At 68.7% G+C, this 25,045-nt stretch carries 25 protein-coding genes; 8 read left to right on the plus strand and 17 right to left on the minus strand.

Annotation, left to right across the window (positions count from 1 at the left end; genetic code table 11):
* Window positions 1–38 precede the first annotated feature (38 nt).
* Window positions 39–662, plus strand: a complete 624-nt coding sequence (locus CRP55_RS24495) for an ATP-dependent Clp protease proteolytic subunit (RefSeq protein WP_097322609.1) — start codon at window positions 39–41, stop codon at window positions 660–662.
* Between the two features lie 46 nt (window positions 663–708).
* Here CRP55_RS24495 and CRP55_RS24500 read toward each other — a convergent pair whose 3' ends face one another.
* Together CRP55_RS24500 and CRP55_RS24505 are read right to left on the minus strand one after the other, a co-directional pair.
* A complete protein-coding gene (locus tag CRP55_RS24500; protein WP_097322465.1) occupies window positions 709–1,134 on the minus strand; it encodes an uL11 family ribosomal protein in 426 nt (141 codons plus the stop codon).
* 150 nt (window positions 1,135–1,284) lie between these two features.
* Entirely contained in the window at window positions 1,285–2,088 is an 804-nt protein-coding gene (locus CRP55_RS24505) for a lytic transglycosylase domain-containing protein (RefSeq protein WP_097322466.1), read from the minus strand.
* Between the two features lie 189 nt (window positions 2,089–2,277).
* Here CRP55_RS24505 and typA point away from each other — a divergent pair, with 189 nt between their 5' ends.
* Window positions 2,278–4,143 carry a translational GTPase TypA gene (gene typA, locus CRP55_RS24510; protein WP_097322467.1) on the plus strand — a complete coding sequence of 622 codons (1,866 nt, stop codon included), beginning with the start codon at window positions 2,278–2,280 and terminating at the stop codon, window positions 4,141–4,143.
* A gap of 66 nt (window positions 4,144–4,209) precedes the next feature.
* Here the strand turns inward: typA and CRP55_RS24515 are convergent, their stop codons facing one another.
* Window positions 4,210–5,199 carry a TerC family protein gene (locus CRP55_RS24515; protein ID WP_097322468.1) on the minus strand — a complete coding sequence of 330 codons (990 nt, stop codon included), beginning with the start codon at window positions 5,197–5,199 and terminating at the stop codon, window positions 4,210–4,212.
* A 412-nt stretch (window positions 5,200–5,611) separates the two neighbouring features.
* On the opposite strand from CRP55_RS24515, the gene CRP55_RS24520 reads away from it, so the two are divergent.
* Window positions 5,612–5,908, plus strand: a complete 297-nt coding sequence (locus CRP55_RS24520) for an antibiotic biosynthesis monooxygenase family protein (protein WP_097322610.1) — start codon at window positions 5,612–5,614, stop codon at window positions 5,906–5,908.
* On the opposite strand, the gene CRP55_RS24525 is transcribed toward CRP55_RS24520, so the two are convergent.
* Entirely contained in the window at window positions 5,905–6,618 is a 714-nt protein-coding gene (locus tag CRP55_RS24525; RefSeq protein ID WP_218854692.1) for a VOC family protein, read from the minus strand. The genes CRP55_RS24520 and CRP55_RS24525 overlap by 4 nt on opposite strands.
* Window positions 6,619–6,626: 8 nt before the next feature.
* Entirely contained in the window at window positions 6,627–7,217 is a 591-nt protein-coding gene (locus tag CRP55_RS24530; RefSeq protein ID WP_143234857.1) for a GNAT family N-acetyltransferase, read from the minus strand.
* On the opposite strand from CRP55_RS24530, the gene CRP55_RS24535 reads away from it, so the two are divergent.
* Complete coding sequence (locus CRP55_RS24535) at window positions 7,198–7,998, plus strand: hypothetical protein (protein WP_143234859.1); 801 nt, start codon at window positions 7,198–7,200, stop codon at window positions 7,996–7,998. The genes CRP55_RS24530 and CRP55_RS24535 overlap by 20 nt on opposite strands.
* A 52-nt stretch (window positions 7,999–8,050) precedes the next feature.
* Here CRP55_RS24535 and uvrB read toward each other — a convergent pair whose 3' ends face one another.
* From uvrB to rpsA, 3 genes are all read right to left on the minus strand, one after another.
* Window positions 8,051–10,168, minus strand: coding sequence for an excinuclease ABC subunit UvrB (gene uvrB / locus CRP55_RS24540; RefSeq protein ID WP_097322472.1), 2,118 nt, complete (start codon window positions 10,166–10,168; stop codon window positions 8,051–8,053).
* A 304-nt stretch (window positions 10,169–10,472) separates the two neighbouring features.
* Window positions 10,473–11,672, minus strand: coding sequence for a dephospho-CoA kinase (gene coaE, locus CRP55_RS24545; RefSeq protein ID WP_097322473.1), 1,200 nt, complete (start codon window positions 11,670–11,672; stop codon window positions 10,473–10,475).
* 94 nt (window positions 11,673–11,766) lie between these two features.
* Window positions 11,767–13,284, minus strand: coding sequence for a 30S ribosomal protein S1 (gene rpsA, locus CRP55_RS24550; protein ID WP_097322474.1), 1,518 nt, complete (start codon window positions 13,282–13,284; stop codon window positions 11,767–11,769).
* A gap of 299 nt (window positions 13,285–13,583) precedes the next feature.
* Here rpsA and CRP55_RS24555 point away from each other — a divergent pair, with 299 nt between their 5' ends.
* Genes CRP55_RS24555 through CRP55_RS24565 form a run of 3 tightly spaced genes read left to right on the plus strand, consistent with a single transcriptional unit; the run spans window position 13,584 to window position 14,924 of the window.
* Window positions 13,584–14,399 carry a class I SAM-dependent methyltransferase gene (locus CRP55_RS24555; protein ID WP_097322475.1) on the plus strand — a complete coding sequence of 272 codons (816 nt, stop codon included), beginning with the start codon at window positions 13,584–13,586 and terminating at the stop codon, window positions 14,397–14,399.
* Entirely contained in the window at window positions 14,396–14,605 is a 210-nt protein-coding gene (locus CRP55_RS24560) for a hypervirulence associated TUDOR domain-containing protein (RefSeq protein WP_097322476.1), read from the plus strand. The genes CRP55_RS24555 and CRP55_RS24560 overlap by 4 nt, the downstream gene beginning before the upstream one ends.
* On the plus strand, window positions 14,598–14,924 hold the full coding sequence (locus CRP55_RS24565) for a DUF3140 domain-containing protein (RefSeq protein ID WP_097322477.1): 327 nt from the start codon (window positions 14,598–14,600) through the stop codon (window positions 14,922–14,924). The genes CRP55_RS24560 and CRP55_RS24565 overlap by 8 nt, the downstream gene beginning before the upstream one ends.
* Window positions 14,925–14,931: 7 nt before the next feature.
* Here the strand turns inward: CRP55_RS24565 and CRP55_RS24570 are convergent, their stop codons facing one another.
* Window positions 14,932–15,270 (minus strand): ArsR/SmtB family transcription factor, encoded by a 339-nt coding sequence (locus CRP55_RS24570; RefSeq protein WP_438865815.1) that lies wholly within the window; start codon window positions 15,268–15,270, stop codon window positions 14,932–14,934.
* Between the two features lie 101 nt (window positions 15,271–15,371).
* Between CRP55_RS24570 and CRP55_RS24575 the strand changes: the two genes are divergently transcribed.
* Window positions 15,372–15,863: a hypothetical protein gene (locus tag CRP55_RS24575; protein ID WP_143234860.1), complete on the plus strand. Its 492-nt coding sequence runs from the start codon at window positions 15,372–15,374 to the stop codon at window positions 15,861–15,863.
* Between the two features lie 15 nt (window positions 15,864–15,878).
* Here the strand turns inward: CRP55_RS24575 and polA are convergent, their stop codons facing one another.
* From polA to CRP55_RS24615, 8 genes are read right to left on the minus strand one after another with little or no spacing between them, the layout of a single operon-like run.
* The gene (polA, locus tag CRP55_RS24580; protein ID WP_097322479.1) at window positions 15,879–18,572 is read right to left on the minus strand and encodes a DNA polymerase I; all 2,694 of its coding nucleotides are present in this window, start codon (window positions 18,570–18,572) and stop codon (window positions 15,879–15,881) included.
* A 53-nt stretch (window positions 18,573–18,625) separates the two neighbouring features.
* Window positions 18,626–19,390: an amino acid ABC transporter ATP-binding protein gene (locus tag CRP55_RS24585; RefSeq protein WP_097322480.1), complete on the minus strand. Its 765-nt coding sequence runs from the start codon at window positions 19,388–19,390 to the stop codon at window positions 18,626–18,628.
* Complete coding sequence (locus CRP55_RS24590) at window positions 19,387–20,391, minus strand: amino acid ABC transporter permease (RefSeq protein ID WP_097322481.1); 1,005 nt, start codon at window positions 20,389–20,391, stop codon at window positions 19,387–19,389. The genes CRP55_RS24585 and CRP55_RS24590 overlap by 4 nt, the downstream gene beginning before the upstream one ends.
* Before the next feature lie 10 nt (window positions 20,392–20,401).
* Window positions 20,402–21,307 carry an ABC transporter substrate-binding protein gene (locus CRP55_RS24595; protein WP_097322482.1) on the minus strand — a complete coding sequence of 302 codons (906 nt, stop codon included), beginning with the start codon at window positions 21,305–21,307 and terminating at the stop codon, window positions 20,402–20,404.
* A gap of 29 nt (window positions 21,308–21,336) precedes the next feature.
* Entirely contained in the window at window positions 21,337–22,047 is a 711-nt protein-coding gene (locus tag CRP55_RS24600) for an ABC transporter ATP-binding protein (protein ID WP_097322483.1), read from the minus strand.
* Entirely contained in the window at window positions 22,037–22,927 is an 891-nt protein-coding gene (locus CRP55_RS24605) for an ABC transporter ATP-binding protein (RefSeq protein WP_179855324.1), read from the minus strand. Before CRP55_RS24605 ends, CRP55_RS24600 begins: the two co-directional genes overlap by 11 nt.
* Window positions 22,920–24,047: a branched-chain amino acid ABC transporter permease gene (locus CRP55_RS24610; protein WP_097322485.1), complete on the minus strand. Its 1,128-nt coding sequence runs from the start codon at window positions 24,045–24,047 to the stop codon at window positions 22,920–22,922. The genes CRP55_RS24605 and CRP55_RS24610 overlap by 8 nt, the downstream gene beginning before the upstream one ends.
* The gene (locus CRP55_RS24615; protein ID WP_438865816.1) at window positions 24,047–24,997 is read right to left on the minus strand and encodes a branched-chain amino acid ABC transporter permease; all 951 of its coding nucleotides are present in this window, start codon (window positions 24,995–24,997) and stop codon (window positions 24,047–24,049) included. The genes CRP55_RS24610 and CRP55_RS24615 overlap by 1 nt, the downstream gene beginning before the upstream one ends.
* Window positions 24,998–25,045 lie beyond the last annotated feature (48 nt).

Here is a 25,045-nt window from a genome sequence, read left to right on the forward strand (position 1 = left end):
TGGTTACTCTGGCGGCACGCGGCGTACGGGAGGTCTCGGTGAATCTTCGGCATGATCCGATGCGGTGGGGGCAGCCACCGCAGAACCCCGAGCCCTGGCCGCCACATCTGCTGCCCGCCGGCGGGCCGGGGCTGCCCGGATGGCTCGAGGAGCGGCTGTTCGACCAGCGGATCGTCATGATCCGGGGTCCGCTCACGCCGGAGGGCGCGACCGGCATCGCCGCGGCGCTGCTCACCCTCGACGCGGCCGGCGCCGAGCCCGTGCAACTGCACGTGGCCAGCTCGGGCGGTGAGCTCGGCGCCGCCCTGTCGGTGATCGACGTGATCGACTCGATGGCCGCGCCGGTGCACGCGGTGGTCACCTCGGAGGCCGGCGGGGCCGTGGTCGCGGTGCTCGCCGCGGCCGAGCGGCGTGCCGCCTACCGGCACGCCCGGTTCCGGTTGACCGAGCCCCGCGCGGCCGCGGTCAGCGGCACCGCCGACGAGGTGGCACGCGCCGCCGGGCAGCACCTGCGCGAGCTGGAGGAGATCATCCTGCGGCTGGTGGAGCTGACCGGGCAGACCCGCAGCCGGATCGAGGACGACCTGTCGGCGGGCCGAGGGCTGACCGCCCAGGAGGCCCTCGACTACGGCCTGATCGAGGAGATCGTCGGCAAGGCATGAAAAAAGCCCCCGGGTCGCGGACCCGGGGGCTTTCTTTATGACTGTGTTACTGCGCGACCTTCACACCCATGGAACGGGCGGTGCCGGCGACGATCTGGATCGCGGCGTCGAGGTCGTTGGCGTTGAGGTCGGGGAGCTTGCGCTCGGCGATCTCCTTGACCTGCGTCGCGTTGAGCGTGCCGACGGTCTGGGTCAGCGGGTTGGACGCGGCGGACTGGATGCCGAGAGCCTTCTTGATCAGGAAGCTGGTCGGCGGCGTCTTGTAGGCCAGCGTGTGGCTGCGGTCCTCGTAGACGCTGACGATCACCGGGATGATCTCGCCCCGGTTCTTCGAGGTGGCCTCGTCGTACTCCACCTTCACGGCACGCATGTTGGCCCCGGTCGGACCAAGCATCTTGCCGAGGTCGACCATCGCGGCGTTACCCGCCTCAAGCGCGAGGGTTACCTCATGAGTCTTTTTCTTGGGCGGCATTGCGTAGGGCTCCTTAGGGTGAGCTGCAAGCTCAACTCACAGCTCGCCAGCTTCATCAACACACGACAACCCCGAGACCTTACTACCGGCGTTTTAAAGAGGTCAAAACGGCGGCGGGTCTCAGGTACCGCGACTAGTGTAGCTCGGCCCCTAGTACTGGTCGCACTGGCACCGCTTCATCAGCGCGCGCACCGACGCCACGTACTCCGGGTTGGGCAGGGTCTTGTCGGCCGCGGCCTGCTCGATGCCGCCCGCGCCCGCGTTGTAGCCCGAGATCACCACGTTCAGCGGGCACCATGACGACGCCGACTTGCACTTGGCGGCGCTCAGGTTGTAGCTGCCGCCGAAGTACCGGTCGCCGACCCACTTGGTCAGCCAGGCCAGGTAGTTGCCGCCGACCAGAACGTTCTGGTTGAACACCGACGCGTCGTAGCTCAGGCCGAACCGGTTGTTGATCATGCTGACCGTGTCCGGCATGACCTGCATGACCCCGGCTCCGCCGTCGCAGTTGTGGATGTTGCTCTGCCAGCCGCTCTCCTGCCAGGCCACCGCCTTGATCAACGGGTAGTTGATCCGCAGCGACGGGGCCTCGGTGCGCCAGTAGGTCTTGCCGGCGGCCGCCTTGAGCGCCGCCTTCACCTTGGTCTTGGAGACCGGCTTCGTCTTGTCGTAGTGCGCGCAGTCGGGCAGCTGGCTCCAGAACGGCGGCACGGTCGGCTCGGCCGACTGCGGCTTGGTGGTGGGCTTCTTCGCCGGCGCCTTGCTGGTGGTCTCCACCGGCTCCGGCGTCGGGCTCTCGGTGATCGGCTCGAACTCCGGCTCGCCGGCGTCGCTCGCCGCCACCGCCGACGGCACCGGATCGGCGGCCGCGTTGTCCTCGTCCTTACCGCCCAACCCGCACCCGGCCGCGACCAGCAGCGCGACCAGTCCCAGCGCCCACGTCCTCCGAGCCATCTCGGTCCGACCTTTCCCCCGTTGGTGGAATCGACGCGGACGCTACCGATCACGGCCCGGACGCGCTCACCCTTAAGCCGTCCCTTAAAAGCTGGCCGTCATAACGGACAAACCAGGTGTGACGCGGAAGCGGTACCGTCGATCCAACCCCGGACCGCGACAGCAACCAACACCGGGGACAATGGTTGCATGCAGACCCGCACCGACCTACGCAACGTCGCCATCATCGCTCACGTCGACCATGGCAAAACAACCCTGGTCGACGCCATGCTGCGCCAGGGGAGCCAGTCCCACGCGCGCGGCGAGATGGCCGACCGCGTCATGGACTCCATGGACCTGGAGCGGGAAAAGGGCATCACCATTCTCGCCAAGAACACGGCGATCAGCTACCAGCCCGCCGAGGGTGACGCCGTCACCATCAACATCATCGACACCCCCGGCCACGCCGACTTCGGCGGTGAGGTCGAGCGCGGCCTGACCATGGTCGACGGTGTCGCCCTGCTGGTCGACGCCTCCGAGGGCCCGCTGCCGCAGACGCGCTTCGTGCTCCGCAAGGCGCTGGCGGCCAAGCTCCCGATCATCCTGATCATCAACAAGGTCGACCGTCCCGACGCCCGCATCAAGGAGGTCGTCGACGAGACGTACGAGCTCTTCCTCGACCTCGACGCCGACGAGCACCAGATCGAGTTCCCGATCATCTACGCCTGCGCCCGCGACGGCATCGCCTCGCTGACCCAGCCCAAGGACGGCACCGTCCCCGAGGACGCCACCGACCTCGAGGCGCTGTTCAGCACGATCCTCGAGACCATCCCGGCCCCGACCTACACCGAGGGCGCACCGCTGCAGGCGCACGTCGTCAACCTCGACGCGTCGAACTTCCTCGGCCGTCTCGCGCTCTGCCGCGTGCACGAGGGCACCATCCGCAAGGGCCAGACCGTGGCCTGGTGCAAGACCGACGGCACGATCGCCAACGTCCGCATCTCCGAGCTGCTGATCACCGAGGGCCTCGAGCGCAAGCCGGCCGAGAGCGCCGGCCCGGGCGACATCATGGCCGTCGCCGGCATCGCCGACATCATGATCGGCGAGACCCTGGCCGACGCGGAGAACCCGATCCCGCTCCCCCTGATCAGCGTCGACGAGCCCGCCATCTCGATGGTCCTGGGCACCAACACCTCGCCGCTGGTCGGCAAGGTCAAGGGGGCCAAGGTCACCGCCCGCATGGTCAAGGACCGCCTCGACCGCGAGCTGATCGGTAACGTCTCGCTGCGCGTGCTGCCGACCGACCGCCCCGACGCCTGGGAGGTGCAGGGCCGTGGCGAGCTGGCCCTGGCCATTCTGGTCGAGCAGATGCGGCGCGAGCAGTACGAGCTGACCGTCGGCAAGCCGCAGGTGGTCACCAAGACCATCGACGGCAAGGTCCACGAGCCGGTCGAGCGCCTGACGATCGACGCCCCCGACGAGTACATGGGCGCCATCACCCAGCTGCTCTCGACCCGCAAGGGCCGCATGGAAGAGCTGATCAACCACGGCACCGGCTGGCTCCGCATGGAGTGGCTGGTCCCGGCCCGCGGCCTGATCGGATTCCGTACGGAGTTCCTGACCGAGACCCGCGGCACGGGCATCATGCACCACCTGTTCGAGAGCTACGAGCCCTGGTTCGGCGAGCTGCGTACGCGTAACAACGGCTCCCTGGTCGCCGACCGGGCCGGCGTCGTCACCCCGTTCGCCATGATCAACATTCAGGAGCGTGGCTCGCTCTTCGTCGAGCCGACCACCGAGGTCTACGAAGGCATGATCGTCGGCGAGAACTCCCGTGAGGACGACATGGACGTCAACATCACGAAGGAGAAGAAGCTCACGAACATGCGTGCCGCGAGCGCCGACAACACCGAAAAGGTGATCCCGCCGCGCAAGCTGTCGCTGGAGCAGGCCCTCGAGTTCTGCCGCGAGGACGAGTGCGTCGAGGTCACCCCGGCCGCCGTCCGCATCCGCAAGGTCGTCCTCGACCAGCAGACCCGTGGCCGTCTGGCGGCCCGCCGCAAGCACGCCCAGTAACCCGCACTTCCGCACGAACAAAAAGGCGCCCGGGTCGATGACCCGGGCGCCTTTGTCGACGTACGACTAAACCAGCTCTTTCTTTCTGTCCCTGGAGGTCTTCATCAGGCTGGCCGCCGTCGCGACGCCCAGCGTGCCCAGAATGATCAGCAGCGAGAGCCAGATCGGAATCTCCGGCGCCCAGTGCACCTCGTGGCCGCCGTTGATGAACGGCAGGCTGTTGGTGTGCAGCGCCTCGAGGAAGAGCTTCACGCCGATGAAGGCCAGCACCGCCGCGAGCCCGATGTTGAGGTAGACCAGCTTCTCCAGCAGGCCCCCGAGCAGGAAGAACAGCTGCCGTAGGCCCATCAGCGCGAAGACGTTCGCGGTGAAGACCAGGTACGGCTCCTTGGTGATGCCGAAGATCGCCGGGATCGAGTCGAGCGCGAACAGCAGATCCGTCGTGCCGATCGCGATCATCACGATCAGCATGGGCGTGAACAGCCGCTTGCCGGTCTCGGTGACCACTGTCATCTTGCCGCTCTCGAACGACGACGAGACCGGAAGGGCCTTCTTGGCCCAGCGGATCAGGATGTTCTCCTTGAAGTCCTCCTCGTCGTTCTCGCCCTCCTTGAGCAGGTTGATGGCGGTGTAGACGAGGAACGCGCCGAACAGGTAGAAGACCCAGGAGAACTCGGAGATCAGCGCGGCGCCGGCGGCGATGAAGGCGCCCCGCATGAGCAGCGCCAGCACGATGCCGATCAGCAGCACCTTCTGCTGGAACTTCCGGGGCACCGCGAAGCGGGCCATGATGATCACGAAGACGAACAGGTTGTCGACACTCAGCGAGTACTCGGTCAACCAGCCCGTGTAGAACTCGGCGGCGTAGTTGCCGCCCGCGGTGACCCAGACACCGACACCGAAGAGCAGCGCGAAGCCGACATAGATGCCGACCCAGGTGCCGGACTCTTTCATCGAAGGTTCGTGAGGCCGGCGCCCGATGATCAGCAGATCAACGGCGAGAACGGCGACGAGAGCGACCAGGGTGACGGCCCACACCCAGGTGGAGACGTTCAACAGGAACCTCCGGCAGACACGGTTCGACGCTGCGCCCACTCAAAGATCGTGTGAGAACAGCGACGTGCGACTGTCGGAGGTCTCTTCCGCCGCAACCCGCGTGAAGCGGGGAATCGCGACCGCCGGCCCCGGGCACACCCACGAGGGCGCTCCGTGTTGACGAGACCGGCGCGAGGGAATACTCCCCTCCTACGGCAGCCATTGTGACGCATACCCGCGGACATTGGCAGAGCACCCTGGCAAAGGGTGTCCAGCCTCTCGGCCAAACCTCTCAACCAGGACACCTGTCACCCTCCGGGGCGCTTCCATCACGCTACCTCGTGGCAACCCAATGCCCACCCAGGATCGGCCCCACACCCGTTTTAGGCTTCCTAGGAGGCTAGTTCACTCGTTGGTGTGGCAGGCTGAGATCATGGTTCTCGAGGTCGCCCTGATCGACATCAACCCCGGTGAAGAGGACGCCTTCGCGGCCGCCTACCAGGCCGGAAGGCCGATCCTGGCGAGCACGCCCGGCTGCCTCTCGGTCCGCATGACTCGCGGCGTGGAATCGCCGTCGCGCTTCGTGCTGCTGGTCGAATGGGAGAGCGTCGAAGCCCACCTGGAGAACTTCCGCGGCACCGACCGCTACACCCAGTGGCGCGGCCACATCGGCAAGCACTTCGCCACCCCGCCCCTGGTCGAGCACTTCCTCGACGTCACGGCCAGCTAATCCTGGGCGGGATCGCCCTTGGTCAGGCAGTAGGTGCCGCCCGCCGGGTCACGCAGCGTCGTCCAATACGGCCACTCGCCGACGAAAGTCGCCCCCAGCGACTCGTGCCAGGCGCGGCCGGCCGGAATGTCCGAGCACGTGACATCGAGGTGGGCCGAGATCGGGCGCTCCTCGTCGAGGCGCTGGATCAGGAAGCGGACCGGGATCGGCGGCTCAGGCTGAAGACGGCGGAACTCCCCCAGCTCACCCGGGTCGAGACGCCAGCCGGTGGCGATCTCCCAGAAGCGCACCTCCTCGTCGAAGGCCTCCGGGCCGACGTCGATACAGATCTGGTGCGGGCGGGTGGTCACGCCGCCGGGCCCGGCAAAAGGCCTCGGCCGTACGCCTTGATCACGCCACCGGGCCACACAGAACGCGAGCCCGCCGGGCGAGCGCAACGTCACCCAGTGGCCGTGGTCGGTGACCAGGGAGGCGCCGGCCGTGAGAACCCGCCCGGTGAACGCGGCCGGATCGTCGACCCACAGGTCGGGATGGGTGCCGCCGTCGCCCGAGCGCACCTGTTGAATCTCGATCCAGTCGTCGCCCGCGGCCGTGCCCAGCCGCACGAAGCCGGGATCGTGCTGCGGCTTCGGCTCCGACCCAGTCACCTCGGCCCAGAACGAGACCGCCGCGTCCAGCGTTCCGGCCGGCCGGTCCAGAAAGACATCCACCCAGCGAATCATGCGCTTCGCGTACCCCCACCCTCGGTTCGGTAACGGGCCCGGCGGCCTCGATGCTCGAAGCCGAGGCGCCGGTAGACAGCCGCCGCCCCCGGGTTGTTGAGATTGACCGTCAGCCAGGCGTGATCACTGCCGTCGGCCCGCAGCCGCGCGAGCGCCGCACTGACCAGAGCGGCGCCCAGACCGCGACGCCGAGCCGCCGGAACCACGCCGACCTGGACGATCCAGTCCTGAGCGGCGACCACAAAGCCGGCGTCCCCGACCCCCGGCACACTGACCAACAGCGAACTGTCCGGCCGGAAGTCCTCATCCTCTTCGTTCTCGGCGATCCACACGTCGGCCGAATAGCCCGGAAAGCCCGGCCGCTCCCGGAAAGCCGCGTCGTAGACCGCGTGAAACCGCGGCGCGACCTCCGACGACCACGACACCAAGGTCGCGCCGTCGGCCCACTCGGGCTCCGCCGGCGGCCCGGTGAGATCGATCCGCATGACGTCCTCGGCGAAGTCCCGCCGCAGCCCCCGCGACGTGAACAGAGCATCCGCGTCCGCGGTCAGCGACTCGCTCTCCACCGTGATCGCACCCCCACTCACCGACACCAACCCACCAGCAGCGGCGTCGGGGGCGGTCGCAGAAGAGACGGCCGTAGAAGAGACCGAGGAAGGCGCGGCGGTAGAAGAGGCCGCACCGGTGGAGGAGGGCGCCGAAGGCGCGGCAGTAGCGGAGTGCGTGATGGCAGAGGGCGCCGCAATATCGGAAGGCGCGGCGGAAGAGGGCGTGGCAGTAGCGGAGGGGGCCGCGGCGGAAGAGGCCGTGGCGGAAGGGTCGGCCGTAGAAGAGGTCGCAGCGGTGGAAGAGGGTGCCGAGGGCGCGGTAGTGAAGGAAGGCGCCGAGGGCGCGGCAGTAGCGGAAGGCGCGGCGGTAGAGGGCGCAACGGGATCGCCGACGGCGGCCGCTAGCGCCTGGGCCTCGGCCAGCCCTCGATCGAGGAGGCTGGCGCCGAGGCCGAGGTTGCGAGCGGTGGGGTCGACCAAGCCGGTGAAGGCGGCCCCGCCCGCGATGGGCCGGACCGCGCCGGCCGCCAACAAAGCCCCAGCCGCCAGCGAGGTGCCGGCCACTGAGGGAATGCCAGCTGTTGAGGAAGTGCCGACCGCTGAGGAATCGCCAGCCGGTGAGGGAGTGTCGGCCGTTGGGGCGGCGTTTGTCGGGGATGGGGCGCGTAAGGCGAAGGCCACGGTGCCCGGGGATGACCAGCGGCGGGCCAGGAAGGCTGGGTCGGTGGCCAAAGGGAGGCCGCCGTCGGAGCTGAAGCAGCGCTCGGCGAGGGCGATCAGCTCGGGTGGGACGCCGGTGAGGGCTGTCCAGCCGGGCTGATCGAAGGCGGTCATCCCGGCAGCTTAGGCGAGCTGCCGGGAGACATCGACCACTATTTGACGCCGGCGGCGTCCATGCCTCGCAACTCCTTCTTCAGCTCGCCCATCTCGTCGCGGATGCGGGCGGCCAGCTCGAACTGCAACTCGCGGGCCGCGGCCAGCATCTGCTCGTTCAGGTCCTGGATGAGCTGGGCCAGCTCGGTGCGGGCCATGCCCTCGCGGGCCGGGGCGGCCGCGGCGCCGCGAGCTTTCGAGCGGGTCTCGGGGACCGGGGCCTTGCCGCGCGACATCTGCCGGCCGGCGCCGCCCACCATCGGGTTGACCGTGGCGTCGGTGTCCTCGGCCTCGCGGTAGATGTCGTCGAGGATGTCGTGGATCTTTTTGCGCAGGGCCTGCGGCTTGATGCCGTTCGCCTCGTTGTGGGCGATCTGCTTGGCCCGGCGCCGGTCGGTCTCCTCGATGGCGTCGCGCATCGACGGCGTCATCTTGTCCGCGTACATGTGGACCTCGCCCGACACGTTGCGGGCGGCACGGCCGATGGTCTGGATCAGTGACCGGCCGCTGCGCAGGAAGCCCTCCTTGTCGGCGTCGAGGATCGCCACCAGCGACACCTCGGGCAGGTCGAGGCCCTCACGGAGCAGGTTGATGCCGACCAGCACGTCGTAGTCGCCCTTGCGCAGCTCCTTGAGCAGCTCGACCCGGCGCAGCGTGTCGACCTCGGAGTGCAGGTAGCGCACCCGGATGCCGTTCTCCAGCAGGTAGTCGGTGAGGTCCTCGGCCATCTTCTTGGTCAGGGTCGTCACCAGGACCCGCTCGTCGCGCTCGGTCCGCAGCTTGATCTCGTGCATGAGATCGTCGATCTGGCCCTTGGTCGGCTTGACCACGACCTGCGGGTCGACCAGGCCGGTGGGGCGGATGACCTGCTCGACGAACTCGCCCTGGGCCTCCTGCATCTCCCACGGGCCGGGAGTGGCCGACAGGAAGACCATCTGGCCGACGCGCTCGAGGAACTCGTCGAAGCGCAACGGCCGGTTGTCGGCGGCGCTGGGCAGCCGGAAGCCGTGCTCGATGAGGATGCGCTTGCGGGAGGCGTCCCCCTCGTACATGCCGCCGATCTGCGGAATCGTCACGTGCGACTCGTCGAGGATGGTGATGAAGTCGTCGGGGAAGTAGTCGAGCAACGTGTACGAAGGCTCGCCGGGCGAGCGGCCGTCCATGTGCATCGAGTAGTTTTCGATGCCGTTGCAGAAGCCGACCTGGCGCATCATCTCGATGTCGTACGTCGTGCGCATGCGCAGCCGCTGCGACTCGAGCAGCTTGCCCTGCCGGTCGAGCTCGGCCAGCCGCTCCTCCAGCTCGGCCTCGATGTCGCGGATGGCCCGCTCCATGCGCTCGGGACCGGCCACGTAGTGGGTGGCCGGGAAGATGACCAGCTCGTCGACCTCGCGCACGATGTCGCCGGTCAGCGGGTGCAGGTAGTAGAGCTTCTCGACCTCGTCGCCGAACAGCTCGACGCGGACGGCCAGCTCCTCGTAGGCCGGGATGATCTCGAGGGTGTCGCCCCGGACCCGGAACGTGCCGCGCTGGAAGGACATGTCGTTGCGCGCGTACTGAATGTCGACCAGCCGGCGCAGCAGCTGGTCGCGGTCGATCTCGCCGCCGACCTTGACCTTGACCGCGCGCTCCAGGTATTCCTGCGGGGTGCCCAGGCCGTAGATCGCCGAGACCGTCGCCACCACGATCGTGTCGCGCCGGGTGAGCAGCGACATCGTGGCCGAGTGGCGCAGCCGCTCGACCTCCTCGTTGACCGACGAGTCCTTCTCGATGTAGGTGTCGGTCTGTGCGATGTACGCCTCGGGCTGGTAGTAGTCGTAGTAGCTGACGAAGTATTCGACGGCGTTGTTCGGAAGGAGCTCGCGCAGCTCCTTGGCGAGCTGGGCGCACAGGGTCTTGTTCGGAGCCATCACCAGCGCCGGCCGTTGCAGCTTCTCGATCAGCCAGGCCGACGTGGCGCTCTTGCCCGTGCCGGTCGCGCCGAGCAGGACCGTGTTGCGGTCGCCGCGGCGGACCCGTCGCTCCAGCTCAGCGATGGCCGCGGGCTGGTCGCCGGCGGGCTGGAATTCGCTGACGACCTCGAATCGGCCGTCGAGTCGTGGGATGTCGAGCGCCATGGGGACAACCGTACGTCGGGGGTACGACAAGTTTCGGCCGACAGGTCCGGCCGCCCGCGAACCCTCGTGCGGAGGGTGCACATTCAGCCCCACCGGACGGCATTGTTGCTGTTGCGCGTGTCACTTAGCCTGGTCGGGTAGGCCGCTCGCGGCGGCCCACCGGCATCGGGCGGGACCACCACACGGTCCCCTCGTCCGGCCCGTGGTCGATGCGCCCCGGTCATCCGGCGCGCGCACCCACGGCGGTCGCGCTCAGCGCAGACCGGCCGCCGCGAGCGCCTAATAATCAGAGCCGGCCGGGCGATCAGAGGCGGAAGGCAGGCGGCTGCCATCCGGTCGCCTCGGCCCACTCGTCGGCGGCCAGGGCCTCCTCGTCGAACCAGGGTTCCTTCGCCTCGCCGTACGTGAAACGGTCTTTGTGCTCCGAGGCCCACGCCGCCTTGGCCGCCGCATAGCCCTCGCGGGCCTCCGGCACCGAGCGCAGGTGATCGCGCATGAGCAGGGCGAACCGCCAGCCGGGCGACCCGGCCACCCGGACGTGCAGGTTGACCGGCCGCCCGGGATCGGCCGAGCCGTGCAGCCGCTTGGGCCAGGTCTCGCCGGGCAGGCCGCGCGCGTTGTCGGCCCACTCCCCCGCGCGCCGCGGCAGCCCGGCCGCGCCGAGCACGCCGGCCAGGTGGTCGGCCTCGTCGAGGGTCCGCACGGCCAGCATGAGGTCGATGATGTCCTTCGCCGGCAGCTCCGGCACCGCGGTCGAGCCGATGTGCGACACCGTGGTCTCCGGGTGGTCGCGCAGGGCGTGCCGGATCCGCGCCATGATCCGCTCGGCGGCGGCCGGCCACTGCGGGTCGGGGCCGGCGATGTGCAGATCGCGTGGGGGCCGGGCCGAGGTGCCCGTGCGCACGTTCCGCTCGTACGGCTGAAGACGCTGCCGGACAAGCGCGTCCACCTGGGAGTTCAGCGCTTCGAGGGTGCCGTCGTTGATCAGCAGGACGTCGGCCGCGGCCCGGCGCTGATCGTCCGCGGCCTGCGCGGCGATGCGCGCGCCGGCCTGCTCCTCGGTCATCCCGCGGGTCTGCACGAGGCGCCGCACGCGCGACTCGCGGGGCGCCTCCACGACGACGACCAGGTGGAACGAGGAGGTCTGGCCGGTCTCGACCAGCAGCGGGATGTCGTTGACGACGATCGCTTCCGGGCCGGCCTCCGCGTGCAACTGCGCGGCTCTCGCCCTTACGAGCGGATGAATGATCTTTTCCAGCCGGCGCCGGGCCTCGTCGTCGCCGAAGACCTTTGCGGCCAGGGCCGGCCGGTCGAGCGCGCCGTCGGCCGTCAGCACGCCGGCGCCGAACGCCGTCACCACCTCGGCCAGGCCGGGCGTGCCCGGCTCGACCACCTCGCGGGCCAGCACGTCGGAATCGATGATGATCGCCCCGTGGCGCGCGAGCCGCCGCGCCACCGCGCTCTTGCCCGCACCGATCCCGCCGGTCAGTCCCACCCTCAGCACGAGCCCAGTATCGTCGCCGGGACCCAGACGGCGAAAGGCCGCCCCGACCGGAGTCGGGACGGCCTTCAGCGTGCTGCTGGGGTCAGAGCTGAGGTCAGCTCTTGCCGCCGGCGAGCTTCTCGCGCAGAGCGGCGAGGGCCTCGTCGGTGGCCAGGGTGCCCGCGGGCTCCTCGGACGAACGCGCCGGGGCCGACGAGCTCGACGAGGAGGAGCTGGTGGACGAGGACGACGTGGTCGTGCCCGCGCCGGCCGGAGCCGGGTTGAGCGCGGCCTCGGCGTCGGCCTCGCGGGACGCCTGCACCTGCTTGGTGTGGGCCTCCCAGCGCTCGCGCGCGTCGGCGTACTGCTTCTCCCAGGCCTCGCGCTGCTTGTCGAAGCCCTCGAGCCACTCGCCCGTCTCGGGGTCGAAGCCCTCCGGGTAGATGTAGTTGCCCTCGTTGTCGTACGTGGCGGCCATGCCGTAGAGGGTGGGGTCGAAGTGCTCCTCGCCCTCCACGAAGTTCTCGTTGGCCTGCTTGAGCGACAGCGAGATGCGGCGACGCTCGAGGTCGATGTCGATGACCTTGACCAGGACGTCCGAACCCACCTGGACGACCTGCTCGGGCAGCTCGACGTGACGCTCGGCCAGCTCGGAGATGTGCACCAGGCCCTCGATGCCGTCGTCCACCCGGACGAAGGCGCCGAACGGAACCAGCTTGGTGACCTTGCCCGGCACGATCTGGTTGATCGCGTGGGTCCGGGCGAACTGGCGCCACGGGTCCTCCTGCGTCGCCTTCAGCGACAGGGAGACGCGCTCACGGTCCAGGTCGACGTCGAGCACCTCGACCTCGACCTCCTGGCCGACCTCGACAACCTCGGACGGGTGGTCGATGTGCTTCCAGGAGAGCTCGGAGACGTGCACGAGGCCGTCCACGCCGCCCAGGTCGACGAAGGCGCCGAAGTTGACGATCGAGGACACGACGCCCTTGCGGACCTGGCCCTTCTGCAGCTTGTTGAGGAACTCGGTGCGAACCTCGGACTGCGTCTGCTCGAGCCAGGCGCGGCGGGACAGGACCACGTTGTTGCGGTTCTTGTCCAGCTCGATGATCTTCGCCTCGAGCTCGCGGCCGACATAGGGCTGCAGGTCACGGACGCGGCGCATCTCGACCAGGGAGGCCGGCAGGAAGCCACGGAGGCCGATGTCGAGGATGAGACCACCCTTGACGACCTCGATGACCGAACCGCGGACGACGCCGTCGTCCTCCTTGATCTTCTCGATGGTGCCCCACGCGCGCTCGTACTGCGCACGCTTCTTCGAGAGGATCAGACGGCCTTCCTTGTCCTCCTTGGTGAGGACGAGGGCTTCGATGTGGTCACCGACCGACACCACTTCCGCGGGGTCCACGTCATGCTTGATCGACAACTCGCGCGAGGGGATGACACCCTCGGTCTTGTAGCCGATGTCGAGCAGGACCTCGTCCCGATCGACCTTGACGACGGTGCCTTCGACAATGTCGCCGTCGTTGAAGTACTTGATGGTCTCGTCGATGGCGGCGAGGAAAGCTTCCTCAGAGCCGAGATCGTCGACGGTGACCTTGTTGGCGCTCGAGGTGGCCTCGATGCTGCTCGTCATGTGGACTGTTGCTCCGAACGGATGGGTGTCGTGGTGTCTCTCGCGCTCCACGGAACTGCCGCCGGGCACGGCACGAGCAACCAGATGACGACCAGTCGATCATGTCGGGACCGGCGACCACGGAACCTGCTCCCTGCCGAGGCACACGATCCGCGAGCGCATCGACTAGCTTACCGTGCGCATTACCACAGGTTGCAAGCCCTCCTGAGGAGCGCGGCATATTGTTGGCCCGAAACCCCACGCCATGACCCTAATATGCCGAATAGTGACGGCGGCGCGCGCTGCCGTACCGTGGCGCGGTGATCGAAAACGCACCCGTCTCCGGCGTCTCGGACGACGAGAGCCGCCGCGCCAGCCGCGGATGGTGGGACTCCGACGCCGACGAGTACCAGGCCGAGCACGGCTCCTTCCTGGGCGATCTCGACTTCGTGTGGTGCCCCGAGGGGCTGCGCGAGGCCGACGCCCACCTGCTCGGCGACGTGCGCGGCAAGCGGATCCTGGAGCTCGGCGCCGGCGCCGCGGCGGGCGCCCGGTGGCTCGACGGGCAGGGCGCGGAGGTGGTCGCCCTCGATCTCTCGGCGGGAATGTTGCGGCATGCGAGGGCGGCCGCCGGCCGTACGGGGGTGAGTGTGCCCCTGGTGCAAGCGGACGCGCTGGCGCTGCCGTTCGCGGAGAGCGTATTCGACATCGTCTGCACCGCCTTCGGGGCGATCCCGTTCGTGGCCGACTCGGCGGCGGCCATGCGCGAGGTGGCGCGGGTGCTCAAGCCGGGCGGCGACTGGGTCTTCTCGGTCACCCACCCGATGCGCTGGATCTTCTGGGACGAGCCGGACGAGAGTGGCCTGATCGCCCGTAACTCGTACTTCGACCGGACACCGTACGTGGAGCGGGACGAGTCGGGCGAGGTCACCTACATCGAGCAACACCGGACCCTCGGCGATCGTGTACGGGAGTTGGTGGCGGCCGGGTTCGAGCTGCGCGACCTGGTCGAGCCGGAGTGGCCGGCCGACAACGAGGAGACCTGGGGCCAGTGGAGCCCGCTGCGGGGGCGGTTGTTCCCGGGAACCGCGATCTTTGTTAGCCGGCTCGCTGCGGGGGTACCTGGCCGTACATGACCAAAGATCCGAAAAAGGGCGACGAGGTGACCTGGCGCAGCCACGGCGAGACCGTGCACGGCAAGGTCGAACAGAAGATCACCAAGCGCACCTCGGCCGCGGGCCGGACGGTCGACGCGTCCCCCGACGATCCCCAGTACAAGGTCAAGAGCGACAAGACCGGCCGCGAGGCGGTTCACAAGCCGGGCGCGCTGCACCATGGCTGACGACGTTTATGCCGAGTTCAAGTCGGCGGTGAACATGACCGCCGGCGAGATCGAGAAGTGGCTTCAGACCGACGAGTCCCGTGAGGTCGGCCAGAAGCCGTCGTCCGGCGGCGAGTCGGTCGGCCACGACTCCGGCCGCAAGATCGTCAAGATCCTCGGCAAGAAGAAGGCCGACCTGTCGGAGAACGACGAGGCGCACATGCGCAAGGTCGTCGGCTACGTGCACCGTCATCAGGCCCAGCGCCCGTCCGGGGACGTGTCGGAGACGAAGTGGCGCTATTCGCTGATGAACTGGGGCCACGACCCGCTGAAGAAGTAGCCGAGGGTCAGCCCGTCAGGACCGCGGCGTCGAGCAGGCCGCCCAGCACGGCCAGGGCGGCCGGGATCATCCGGTAATAGACCCAGGTGCCGCGGCGGTCGCTGTCCACCAGGCCGGCCTCCCGCAGCACCTTGAGGTGGTGCGAGATCGTCGGCCCGGTCAGGTGGAAAGCCCCGGTGAGATCACAGACGCAGACCTCACCGCCCCGGGCCGAGGCGATCATCGACAGCAGCCGCAGCCGCACCGGATCGCCCAGCGCCTTGAACATCGGCGCGTACGCGTCAGCCTGCGCGGCGTCGAGCGGCCCCCGCCCCAACGTCGCCGCCCCCGTCATCTGGCTCGTCATGAGCCACACACTTCCACGCGCCCGCAACCACACGCGGTCGTGATCCTCTCACTCTCCGCGGCGACCCGGCGCCGTGGCGCCGTCGGCCTAGGCTGGCCGGCATGATCAGCGGAGGCGTTCGGGCGGCGGTGCGGGAGCTGCTCCAAGTGACCGGGATGTGGCTCGGCATGGGCGAGCCCGACGGTGACGGCGCGCCGGAGCCACCCCGGGCGGGTGCGCTCTTCATGGCGGTGCAGACGCTGGCGGCGGTGGCGCTGGGTGCGGCCCTGGCCGGTGCCTGGGCGCTCTTCTTCCAGCAGCAGGTGCGCACGCTCTTCCTGCTCGGCTATCTGCCGTTGCTGGTGCCGCTGGCGATCGGGATCGCCCGCCGGCCGGCGGCCGCCGCCGTGCCGTTGGCCGTGGCGCTGCCGGTGGGCGGGCTCGCCGTGGTGGCGGTCCGCGCGGCATCGGCGGGCGGGGACGGCTTCTGGTGGTGGTTCCTGGCCTTCGCCGCCGGCGCGCTCGCCGCCGGACCGGTCTTCGGCGCGCTCAGCGCCCGCCGCCCGGCAAACGACCGCCCGGCGCCGAACGAGGAGCCCGACGCCGGCACGTGAGCCGCGCGGCGCCGGCTAGTGGTCGGCGCCGTTCCAGTCGCGGCCGGAGCCGACGGAGACCTCGAGCGGGACCGACAGCGGGTATGCGTTGCCCATCTCGCGGCGGACCAGGGCCTCCAAGGGCTCGCGCTCGCCGGGGGCCACGTCGAAGACGAGCTCGTCGTGGACCTGAAGGAGCATGCGGGACGCGAGGCCGGACTCGCGGATGGCCTTGTCGACGCGGAGCATGGCGACCTTGATGATGTCGGCGGCCGAGCCCTGGATGGGTGCGTTCAGGGCCATCCGCTCGGCCATCTCGCGGCGCTGGCGGTTGTCGCTGGACAGGTCGGGCAGGTAGCGGCGGCGGCCCAGGATGGTGGCCGTGTAGCCGTCCTTGCCGGCCTGCCGCACCACCTTGTCGAGGTAGTCGCGGATGCCGCCGAAGCGCTCGAAGTACTCCTCCATCAGGCCGCGGGCCTCTTCGACCGGGATGGTGAGCTGGTTGGACAGGCCGAACGCGCTCAGGCCGTACGCCAAGCCGTAGTTCATGGCCTTGATCTTGCGGCGCTGGTCGGGGACGACCTCCTCGACCGGGACGTGGAAGACCGAGGACGCGGTGGCCGCGTGGAAGTCGAAGGCCGAGTTGAAGGCGGCGATCAGGGCCTCGTCCTCGGAGAGGTGGGCCATGATGCGCATCTCGATCTGGCTGTAGTCGGCCGTCATGAGCGACTCGAAGCCCGCGCCGACCACGAACGCGCGGCGGATGCGCCGGCCCTCCTCGGTGCGGATCGGGATGTTCTGCAGGTTGGGGTCGGTCGACGACAGGCGGCCGGTGGCGGCGACGGTCTGGTTGAACGTCGTGTGGATGCGCCCGTCGTCGGAGACCGACTTGAGCAGGCCGTCGACTGTCGACTTGAGCTTGGCCACGTCGCGGTGGCGCAGCAGGTGGGCCAGCAGCGGGTCCTCGGTCTGCGTGAAGAGGTTCTGAAGCGCGTCGGCGTCGGTCGTGTACCCCGACTTGATCTTCTTGGTCTTGGGCAGGCCCCGCTCCTCGAACAGGATCTGCTGGAGCTGCTTGGGTGAGCCGAGGTTGAACTCCCGGCCGACCACCTCGTGCGCCGCCTGCTGCGCGGCCTTGACCTCGGCCGCGAAGTGCGCCTCGAGCTCGGAGAGGTATTCGGTGTCGGCGGCGATGCCGAGGTGCTCCATCTCGCCCAGCACCTCGGAGAGCGGCTGCTCGACGTCGGTCAGCAGGGCCTGCGACTCGCCGCCGTCGCGCGACAGCTCCTCGGTCAGCACGTCGGCCAGGTCGAGGGTGGCCCGGGCCCGCAGCATGACGGTCTCCTCGGCGCCGCCCTCCTCGCCCACGCCGGCCAGCAGGTCGAGCTGACCGGTCTGGGGCTCCTCGACCCGCAGCTCGCGCTTGAGGTAGCGCAGGGCCAGGTCGGTCAGGTCGTACGCCCGCTGGTCGGGCTTGGCCAGGTAGGCCGCCAGCGCCGTGTCGATCCGGACGCCGCCCAGGCGCCAGCCGTGCGCGCGCATGGCCAGCGAGGCCGGCTTGGCGTCGTGCACGACCTTGGGCCGGTCGGGGTCGGCCAGCCAGAGGGCCACGGCCTGCTCGTCGGCCTCGTCCAGGGCGGCCGGATCGAACCAGGCCGCCGGCCCGTCGCCGGTCGCGACCGCGATGCCGGTCAGCGTGCCCGTGCCGCGGCCGAACGTGCCGGTGACGGCGACGCCGACGGGCGCGGCCTGCGCGTGCGCGGTCAGCCAGGCGGCCACCTCGCCCGCCCGCAACACCCGGGCCTCGATGTCGAAGCCGGACTCGGCCTCGGGCTCGACGGCCTCGAGGTAGCTGTAGAGGCGCTCGCGCAGCACCCGGAACTCGAGCGCGTCGAAGACCTGGTGCACGGCCTCGCGGTCCCAGCCCGGCCAGCGCACGTCCTGCGGGTGCAGCGGAAGCTCGAGGTCTTTGCGCAGGGCGTTGAGCTCGTAGTTGAGCATCACCGAGGACAGGTGGGCCCGCAGGTTGTCGCCGGCCTTGCCCTTGATCTTGTCAGCGTTGGCGACGACGCCCTCGATGCCGCCGAACTCGGTGATCCACTTGGCCGCCGTCTTCGGACCGACGCCGGGGACACCGATCAGGTTGTCGCTGGTCTCGCCGACCAGGGCAGCCTTGTCGCGGTAGAGGTGGGGCGGCACGAGCTGCTTCTCCTCGACCAGGGCGGGTGTCATCCGCCAGACCTCGGAGACGCCGCGGCTCGGGTAGAGGACGGTGGTGTGCTCGTCGACCAGCTGCAGGGCGTCCCGGTCGCCGGAGGAGATCAGCACCTCCATGCCGGCGTCGCGGGCCTCGCAGGCGAGGGTGGCGATGACGTCGTCGGCCTCGAAGCCGGGTTTCTCGACATAGGGGATGCGCAGCGCGTCGAGGATCTCCTTGACCAGGCTGACCTGGCCCTGGAACTCGGGCGGCGTGGCCGAGCGGCCGGCCTTGTACTCCGGGTATCTCTCGGTGCGGAAGGAGACGCGCGAGACGTCGAAGGCGACCACGATGTGCGTCGGCTTCTCGTCGCGCAACATGTTGATCAGCATCGAGGTGAAGCCGAAGACCGCGTTCGTGTGCTGCCCGGTCTGGGTGCTGAAGTTTTCCTTGGGCAGCGCGTGGAAGGCACGGTAGGCCAGCGAGTGGCCGTCGAGCAGCAGCAAACGGGGGGTCTGGGCGTCGTCGCTCACGTCGGAGAACTCTAGTCGTGGGGTACGACAGAAACCCGGACCACCCCGCCTGCTTAAAGCACCTTGCTCAGAAATGCCCTGGTTCGCTCGTGCTGCGGATTCGCGATGACGTCCCGCGGGGCGCCCTCCTCCACGACGACGCCGCCGTCCATGAAGATCAGCTTGTCGCCGACCTCGCGGGCGAAGCCGATCTCGTGGGTGACCACGACCATGGTCATCCCGTCCCGGGCCAGGTCCTTCATCACGTCGAGGACCTCACCGACCAGCTCCGGGTCGAGCGCACTGGTCGGCTCGTCGAACAGCATCAGTTTCGGCCGCATGGCCAGGGCGCGGGCGATGGCCACGCGCTGCTGCTGGCCGCCCGAGAGCTGCCCGGGATAGGACTCGGTCTTCTCGCTCAGGCCCACCCGGTCGAGCAGGGCGCGTGCCCTGTCCCGTACCTCCGCCTTGTTCTCGCTCTTGACCCGGCACGGCGCCTCCATGACGTTCTGGAGCACCGTCATGTGCGGGAACAGGTTGAAGCGCTGGAAGACCATGCCGATCGAGCGGCGCTGCCGGGCCACGTCCTTCTCGCCGAGCTCGTGCAGCTTGCCGCCGCGCTCGCGATAGCCGATCAGGTCGCCGTCGACCGTGATGCGGCCGGCGTTGATCTTCTCGAGGTGGTTGATGCAGCGCAGGAACGTCGACTTGCCCGAGCCGGACGGGCCGAGCACGCAGCACACCTCGCCCGAGTTGACGACCAGGTCGATGCCCTTGAGCACCTCGAGCGAGCCGAACGACTTGTGCACGTTGTCGGCGCGCACCATCTCGGAAGTCATGATCCCTCCCGGGAGTCGACGATACGCCCGCCTTGTTCGACCTCGATGTCACGCAGCCGCTGCTTGGCCTTGCCGACCGCGCCGTACCCCTTGCCGTAGTGCCGTTCCAGGAAGAACTGGCCGATCATCAGGACGGTGCAGATGATCAGATACCAGATCACGGCGGCCACCAGGACCGGGAACACCACGAAGGTCCGGGCCGAGACCGCGTTCAGCTGGAACCAGAGCTCGCCGGCGACCGGGACGTACGCCACCAATGACGTGTCCTTGACCATCGCGATGGTCTCGTTGCCGGTCGGCGGCACGATCACCCGCATGGCCTGCGGCAGCACGATGCGCCGCAGCACCTGGAAGCGGGACATGCCGAGCGCGACCGCGGCCTCGCTCTGTCCTTGATCGACGGACTGAAGACCGGCACGGACGATTTCGGCCATGTACGCGGCCTCGGACAACCCGAGCGCCAGCATGCCGGCCACGAATCCGGCCAGCAGGTCGGCCGCCCGGATGCTGTAGAACTGCCCGTTGAAGTTGTCGATGCCGAACAGGTCGCCGATCTGCTTGTCGAACGGCAGGCCGAAGCCGACCCGGCTCCACAGGATGTTCAGGTTGCCGAACAGGATCGCCAGGATCAGGCGCGGCACGGCCCGGAAGAACCAGGTGTAGACGAACGCCACCGACGACAGGATCTTGTTCGGCGACAGCCGCATGACGGCCAGGACGACGCCGAGCCCGATGCCGATCGCCATCGACGTGACGGTCAGCAGCAGGGTGCCGCGCAGGCCCTCGAGGACCGGCCCGGTGAACATGACCCCGCGCTTGCCGTCCTCATAGGACGAGAAGATGAACGACCAGCGGAAGTTGTCGTTCGTGACCAGCAGGTGCACGAACATCGCGGCGAGCACCGCGAGGACCGCGATCGTCACCCAGCGCCCGGGGTGCCGGACGGGCACGGCCTTGATCGGTTCCGGCCGTGCCCGCTCGGTGGTTGTCTGGTCGCTCATGTGCGGCGGATCAGACCGACGGGTTCACTTCGGCGGTGGTGACGGCACCCGCCGTGACGCCCCACTTGTCGAGGATCGTCTTGTACGTGCCGTCGGCGATCAGCGCCTTGACGGCGTCGCCGATGACCCCCGCGAACTCGGTCTGGTCCTTGGCCACCACGTAGCCGTACGGCGCCGAGTCGTAGATGTCGCCGACCAGCTCAAGCGTGCCGTTGGTCTGCTTCACCGCGTACGCCACGATCGGGGAGTCGGCCAGCATGGCCTCGTCCTTGCCGGTGTTGACGGCGTTCGTCGCGTCCGACTGCTTCTGGTACTGGTCGATCGTGATCTTGGCCTTGCCGGCGTCGGTGCACTTCTTCGAGCGCGCGTTCAGGTCGTCGACCTGCACGGTCGCGGTCTGCACGGCGATCTTCTTGCCGCAGACGTCGTTCGGGTCGATCGTGGCGCCCTTCTTGGCCGCCCACTGGGTGCCGGCCGAGAAGTAGGAGATCATGTTGACCTCCTTGAGCCGGTCCTTATTGATCGTGAACGACGAGACGCCGACGGCGTACTTGTCGCTGCTGACACCCGGGATGATGCTGTCGAACGTCGCCGACTGCCACTCGGTGGTCAGGCCCAGCTTCTGCGCGACCGCGTTGAACAGGTCGACGTCGAAGCCGATGACCGTCTTGCCGTCGCTGTCCAGGTACTCGTTGGGCGCGTACGACGAGTCGGTGCCGATGACCAGCTTGCCGGCGCTCTTGATGTCGGCCGGAACCTTGTCGGCCAGCGAGGTGTCGGCGGAGGCGGTGGGCGCCGGGGCGCCGCTCGAGCCGGAGTCGTCGGACTCCGAGCCGCAGGCGCCCATCGACAACGTCAGCGCCGCCGCGGCGGCCAGGCCGAGGATCGCCCGGCGGCCTGAGGGGGTGCGGAACATGATGACTCCTAGTCGTCCAGAAAGGGGTGTTACGCGACGCCGAGGTAAGCGTCCTTGACCGCGGGATCGGTCAGGAGGTCGTTGCCGGAGCCCTCCTTGACGATCCGCCCGGTCTCCAAGACGTACGCGCGGTGCGCGCGCGACAGGGCCTGCTGCGCATTCTGCTCCACCAGCAGCACGGTCGTGCCCTGTTGGTTGATCTCCACGATGATGTCGAAGATCTGCTGGATCAGCATCGGCGCCAGGCCCATCGAGGGCTCGTCGAGCAGCAGCAGCTTCGGCCGGCTCATCAGCGCGCGGCCCACGGCGAGCATCTGCTGCTCACCGCCGGACAGCGTGCCGCCGGCCTGCTTCTCCCGCTCCTTCAGGCGCGGGAACAGGTCGAACGCCCGCTGGAGGTCCTCGTCGACCTCGGCGCGGACCCGGCGCGTGTACGCGCCCATCTCCAGGTTCTCCCGCACGGTCATGCCGGGGAAGATGCCCCGGCCCTCCGGCGACTGCGAGACCCCGCGGATGACCCGCAGGTCGGCCCGCATCTTGGTGATGTCCTGCCCATCAAAGTGGATCTTGCCCTGGCCGACGGGGCGCAAACCCGAGATGGCGCGCATCGTGGTCGACTTGCCGGCGCCGTTCGCGCCGATCAGCGCGACGATCTCGCCCTCGCCCACGGTCAGGCTGATGCCGTGCAGGGCCTCGATGCGCCCGTACGACACCGTGACGTTGTCCAGCTCAAGCAGCATCGGTCGGCACTCCCAGATAGGCGGCGATGACCGCCGGGTTCTCCCGCACCTCGGCCGGCGTCCCCTCGGCGATCTTCTTGCCGAACTCCAGCACGACGATCCGGTCGGTGACGCCCATGACCAGGCGCATGTCGTGCTCGATGAGCAGCACCGTGACCCCGGTGTCGCGGATCTTGCGGATCAGCTCGAGCAGGGACTCCTTCTCGGCCGGGTTGAAGCCGGCGGCCGGCTCGTCCAGGCAGAGCAGACCCGGCTCGGTGGCCAGCGCCCGCGCGATCTCCAGGCGGCGCTGCTCGCCGTAGGCCAGGCTCCGGGCCAGCTCGCCGGCCCGGTGCTCGATGCCGACCAGCTTCAGCAGCTCGGTCGCCTTCTCCTTGGCCGCCCGCTCCTCGAGGGTGTGCCGGGACAAACCGAAGATCCGCTGTCCCGTACGGCGTACCTGCTGCACCGCCCGTCCGAAGCCGCTCTTGGCGTCGACCTCGACCAGCTCGTGCGGCTTGACCGGCACCCGCCAGGTGCGAAACAGCGCGCCGACCACACTGGTCTTGTGCCGGGCGTCGGCGCCGACCTGCACGTTCTCCAGCGCCGTCATCTCCGGGAACAACCGGATGTTCTGGAACGTCCGCGCGATGCCGAGCCGGGTGATCTTGTGCCGCTGCTGGCCCACCAGGGTCTTGCCGCGGAACCGGATAGCGCCGCTGGTCGGCTTGACCACGCCGGTGACGGCGTTGAAGCAGGTCGTCTTGCCGGCGCCGTTCGGGCCGATCAGGCCGAGGATCTCGCCCTCCTTGACGGAGAAGTCCACCCCGTCCAGGGCCGTCACACCGCCGAAGCGGATCGTGACGTTGTCGACCTCGAGCAGATTGTTGCGCTCACTCACCGACGGCACCTTCCTTAGCCCGGTCCTCCAGCTCGACCTTGCGCCGGCGGCTGGGCAGCAGACCCTGCGGCCGGAAGATCGTCATGACGATCAGGGCGACACCGAAGATCAGCAGCCGGTAGTCGGCGAACTCGCGGAACCGCTCCGGCAGATAGGCCAGCAGGATCGCGCCCAGCGCCACACCCAACTGGTTGCCGGCGCCGCCGATGACCACCGCGGCCACCCACAGGATCGACGTGAACAGGTCGAAGCCCTGCGCGTTGATGAACGTCTGCTTGCTGAAGAACAGCGCACCCGACAGGCCGCCCAGCGCCGCGCCGATCGCGAACGCCCACAGCTTGTACTTGAACGTCGGCACGCCCATGACCTCGGCCGCGTCCTCGTCCTCACGGATCGCCAGCCACGACCGGCCGACCCGGCTGCGCTCCAGCCGCCGCACGCCCAGCATGCAGATGAAGACCAGGGTCAGCGCCAGCCAGTAGAAGCCGATCACGTTGGACACACTGAAGATCGGCCGGCCCGCGGTGATGCCCGGGAACCAATCCATCCACTCCGGCCACGTGCCCTCCGAGGGCACCGGCACGCCGGTGATGCCCCGGTTGCCGTTGGTGATGTCGGAGTTCAGCGCGAACACCCGGATGATCTCACCGAAGCCGAGCGTCACGATCGCGAGATAGTCGCCGCGCAGGCGCAGCGTCGGCCAGCCCAGGATCACGCCGGACACCATGGTCACCGCGATCGCGATCGGGACGCACACCACCCACGGGAACTGGATCACGACCGGCGAGTTCGGCGAGCCGAGGATCGCCACCGTGTAGGCGCCGACCGCGTAGAAGCCGATGTAGCCCAGGTCGAGCAGGCCGGCGAGTCCGATCACGACGTTCAGGCCGACCGCGACCAGCACGTACACCGCGCAGAGGAACAGCACCGAGGTGAAGTCCGTGTCCGGGGTGCTGATCAGCGGGATTTCGAGGCCCGGCAACGCGTACAGGAAAATGATGAAAGCGAAAAGGACCGAGATCCGCCAGCCGTACGGAAGGTTCGCCCACCGGTCCCGCAGGCCGGTGACCGCGCGGACCCGGCCTTCGTCGGCCTTCCGCGCGGAATCGAGAACAGCCATCATGCCCGGGCCCTCCCCAGAGACTCACCCAACAGGCCCGTCGGGCGGAACAGCAACACGACCACGAGCATCACGAAGGCGACGACGTCCATCCACTCGTTGCCGAACACACCGGCGCCGTAGTTCTCCACCACGCCCAGCAGCAGGCCGCCCAGCAGGGCGCCGCGCAGGTTGCCGATACCGCCCAGCACCGCCGCGGTGAACGCCTTGATACCGATCAGGAAGCCCACCGAGTACGTCGTGATGCCGACCTTGACGTCGTAGAGCACCGACGCCGCGCCGGCCATCATGCCGCCCAGCACGAAGATCAGCATGATGACGCGGTCCTTGTTGACGCCCATCAGGGCGGCCACGTCCGGGTTCTGCGCCACCGCCCGCACGCCACGGCCGAGCCGGGTGCGGTTGATGAAGATGTCCAGGCCGGCGAGCATCGCGAGCGCGCTCAGGATGATGCCGATCTGCAGGTTGGTGACGTCCGCGCCGAAGATCGTGAACTGCACCTTCGGCTGTACGAGACTCGGCATGCCCCGCGGCTGCCGGTCCGTGATCGCACCCACCAGCTCGAACAGGGCCACCGAGGCACCGATCGCGCTGATCAGGAAGATCAGGCTGGGCGCGTTACGCTTGCGCAACGGCCGGTAGGCCACCCGCTCCACGATCAACGCGGTACCACCCGACGCCGCGCCGGCCGCCACGACCGCCAGCGCGATCAGTCCCAGCACCCCGAAGGTGCCCGGAGCCGACGCCCCCACACCGAAGCCCAGGCCGGCCCAGACGATCGTGGTAACGAACGTGCCGATCATGAAGACTTCGGAATGAGCGAAGTTGATCAGGCGCAGAACGCCGTAGACCAACGTGTAACCGAGAGCGACCAGGGCATAGATGGCGCCCTGCGTCAGTCCCGTCACGGTGAGCGACATGAAGTTGTCGCCCAGGAATTCAAAGTTCAACGCGACTCCAGCAAGGGAAAGTCATACAGGACGTGCGGCCGAGAGCCA

Source organism: Paractinoplanes atraurantiacus, assembly GCF_900215205.1.
GTDB classification, from domain to species: domain Bacteria; phylum Actinomycetota; class Actinomycetes; order Mycobacteriales; family Micromonosporaceae; genus Actinoplanes; species Actinoplanes atraurantiacus.

Excerpts from the sequence above, each read along its gene's own strand:
- uvrB (WP_097322472.1), bottom strand. The coding sequence starts at position 10,168 with ATGGCGCTCGACATCCCACGACTCGACGGCCGATTCGAGGTCGTCAGC.
- CRP55_RS24570 (WP_438865815.1), bottom strand. The coding sequence starts at position 15,270 with ATGACGAGCCAGATGACGGGGGCGGCGACGTTGGGGCGGGGGCCGCTC.
- CRP55_RS24590 (WP_097322481.1), bottom strand. The coding sequence starts at position 20,391 with ATGAGCGACCAGACAACCACCGAGCGGGCACGGCCGGAACCGATCAAG.
- CRP55_RS24565 (WP_097322477.1), top strand. The coding sequence starts at position 14,598 with ATGGCTGACGACGTTTATGCCGAGTTCAAGTCGGCGGTGAACATGACC.
- CRP55_RS24585 (WP_097322480.1), bottom strand. The coding sequence starts at position 19,390 with ATGACTTCCGAGATGGTGCGCGCCGACAACGTGCACAAGTCGTTCGGC.
- CRP55_RS24575 (WP_143234860.1), top strand. The coding sequence starts at position 15,372 with ATGATCAGCGGAGGCGTTCGGGCGGCGGTGCGGGAGCTGCTCCAAGTG.
- CRP55_RS24560 (WP_097322476.1), top strand. The coding sequence starts at position 14,396 with ATGACCAAAGATCCGAAAAAGGGCGACGAGGTGACCTGGCGCAGCCAC.
- CRP55_RS24500 (WP_097322465.1), bottom strand. The coding sequence starts at position 1,134 with ATGCCGCCCAAGAAAAAGACTCATGAGGTAACCCTCGCGCTTGAGGCG.
- CRP55_RS24600 (WP_097322483.1), bottom strand. The coding sequence starts at position 22,047 with ATGCTGCTTGAGCTGGACAACGTCACGGTGTCGTACGGGCGCATCGAG.
- CRP55_RS24520 (WP_097322610.1), top strand. The coding sequence starts at position 5,612 with ATGGTTCTCGAGGTCGCCCTGATCGACATCAACCCCGGTGAAGAGGAC.
- rpsA (WP_097322474.1), bottom strand. The coding sequence starts at position 13,284 with ATGACGAGCAGCATCGAGGCCACCTCGAGCGCCAACAAGGTCACCGTC.
- typA (WP_097322467.1), top strand. The coding sequence starts at position 2,278 with ATGCAGACCCGCACCGACCTACGCAACGTCGCCATCATCGCTCACGTC.
- CRP55_RS24505 (WP_097322466.1), bottom strand. The coding sequence starts at position 2,088 with ATGGCTCGGAGGACGTGGGCGCTGGGACTGGTCGCGCTGCTGGTCGCG.
- CRP55_RS24595 (WP_097322482.1), bottom strand. The coding sequence starts at position 21,307 with ATGTTCCGCACCCCCTCAGGCCGCCGGGCGATCCTCGGCCTGGCCGCC.
- CRP55_RS24610 (WP_097322485.1), bottom strand. The coding sequence starts at position 24,047 with ATGGCTGTTCTCGATTCCGCGCGGAAGGCCGACGAAGGCCGGGTCCGC.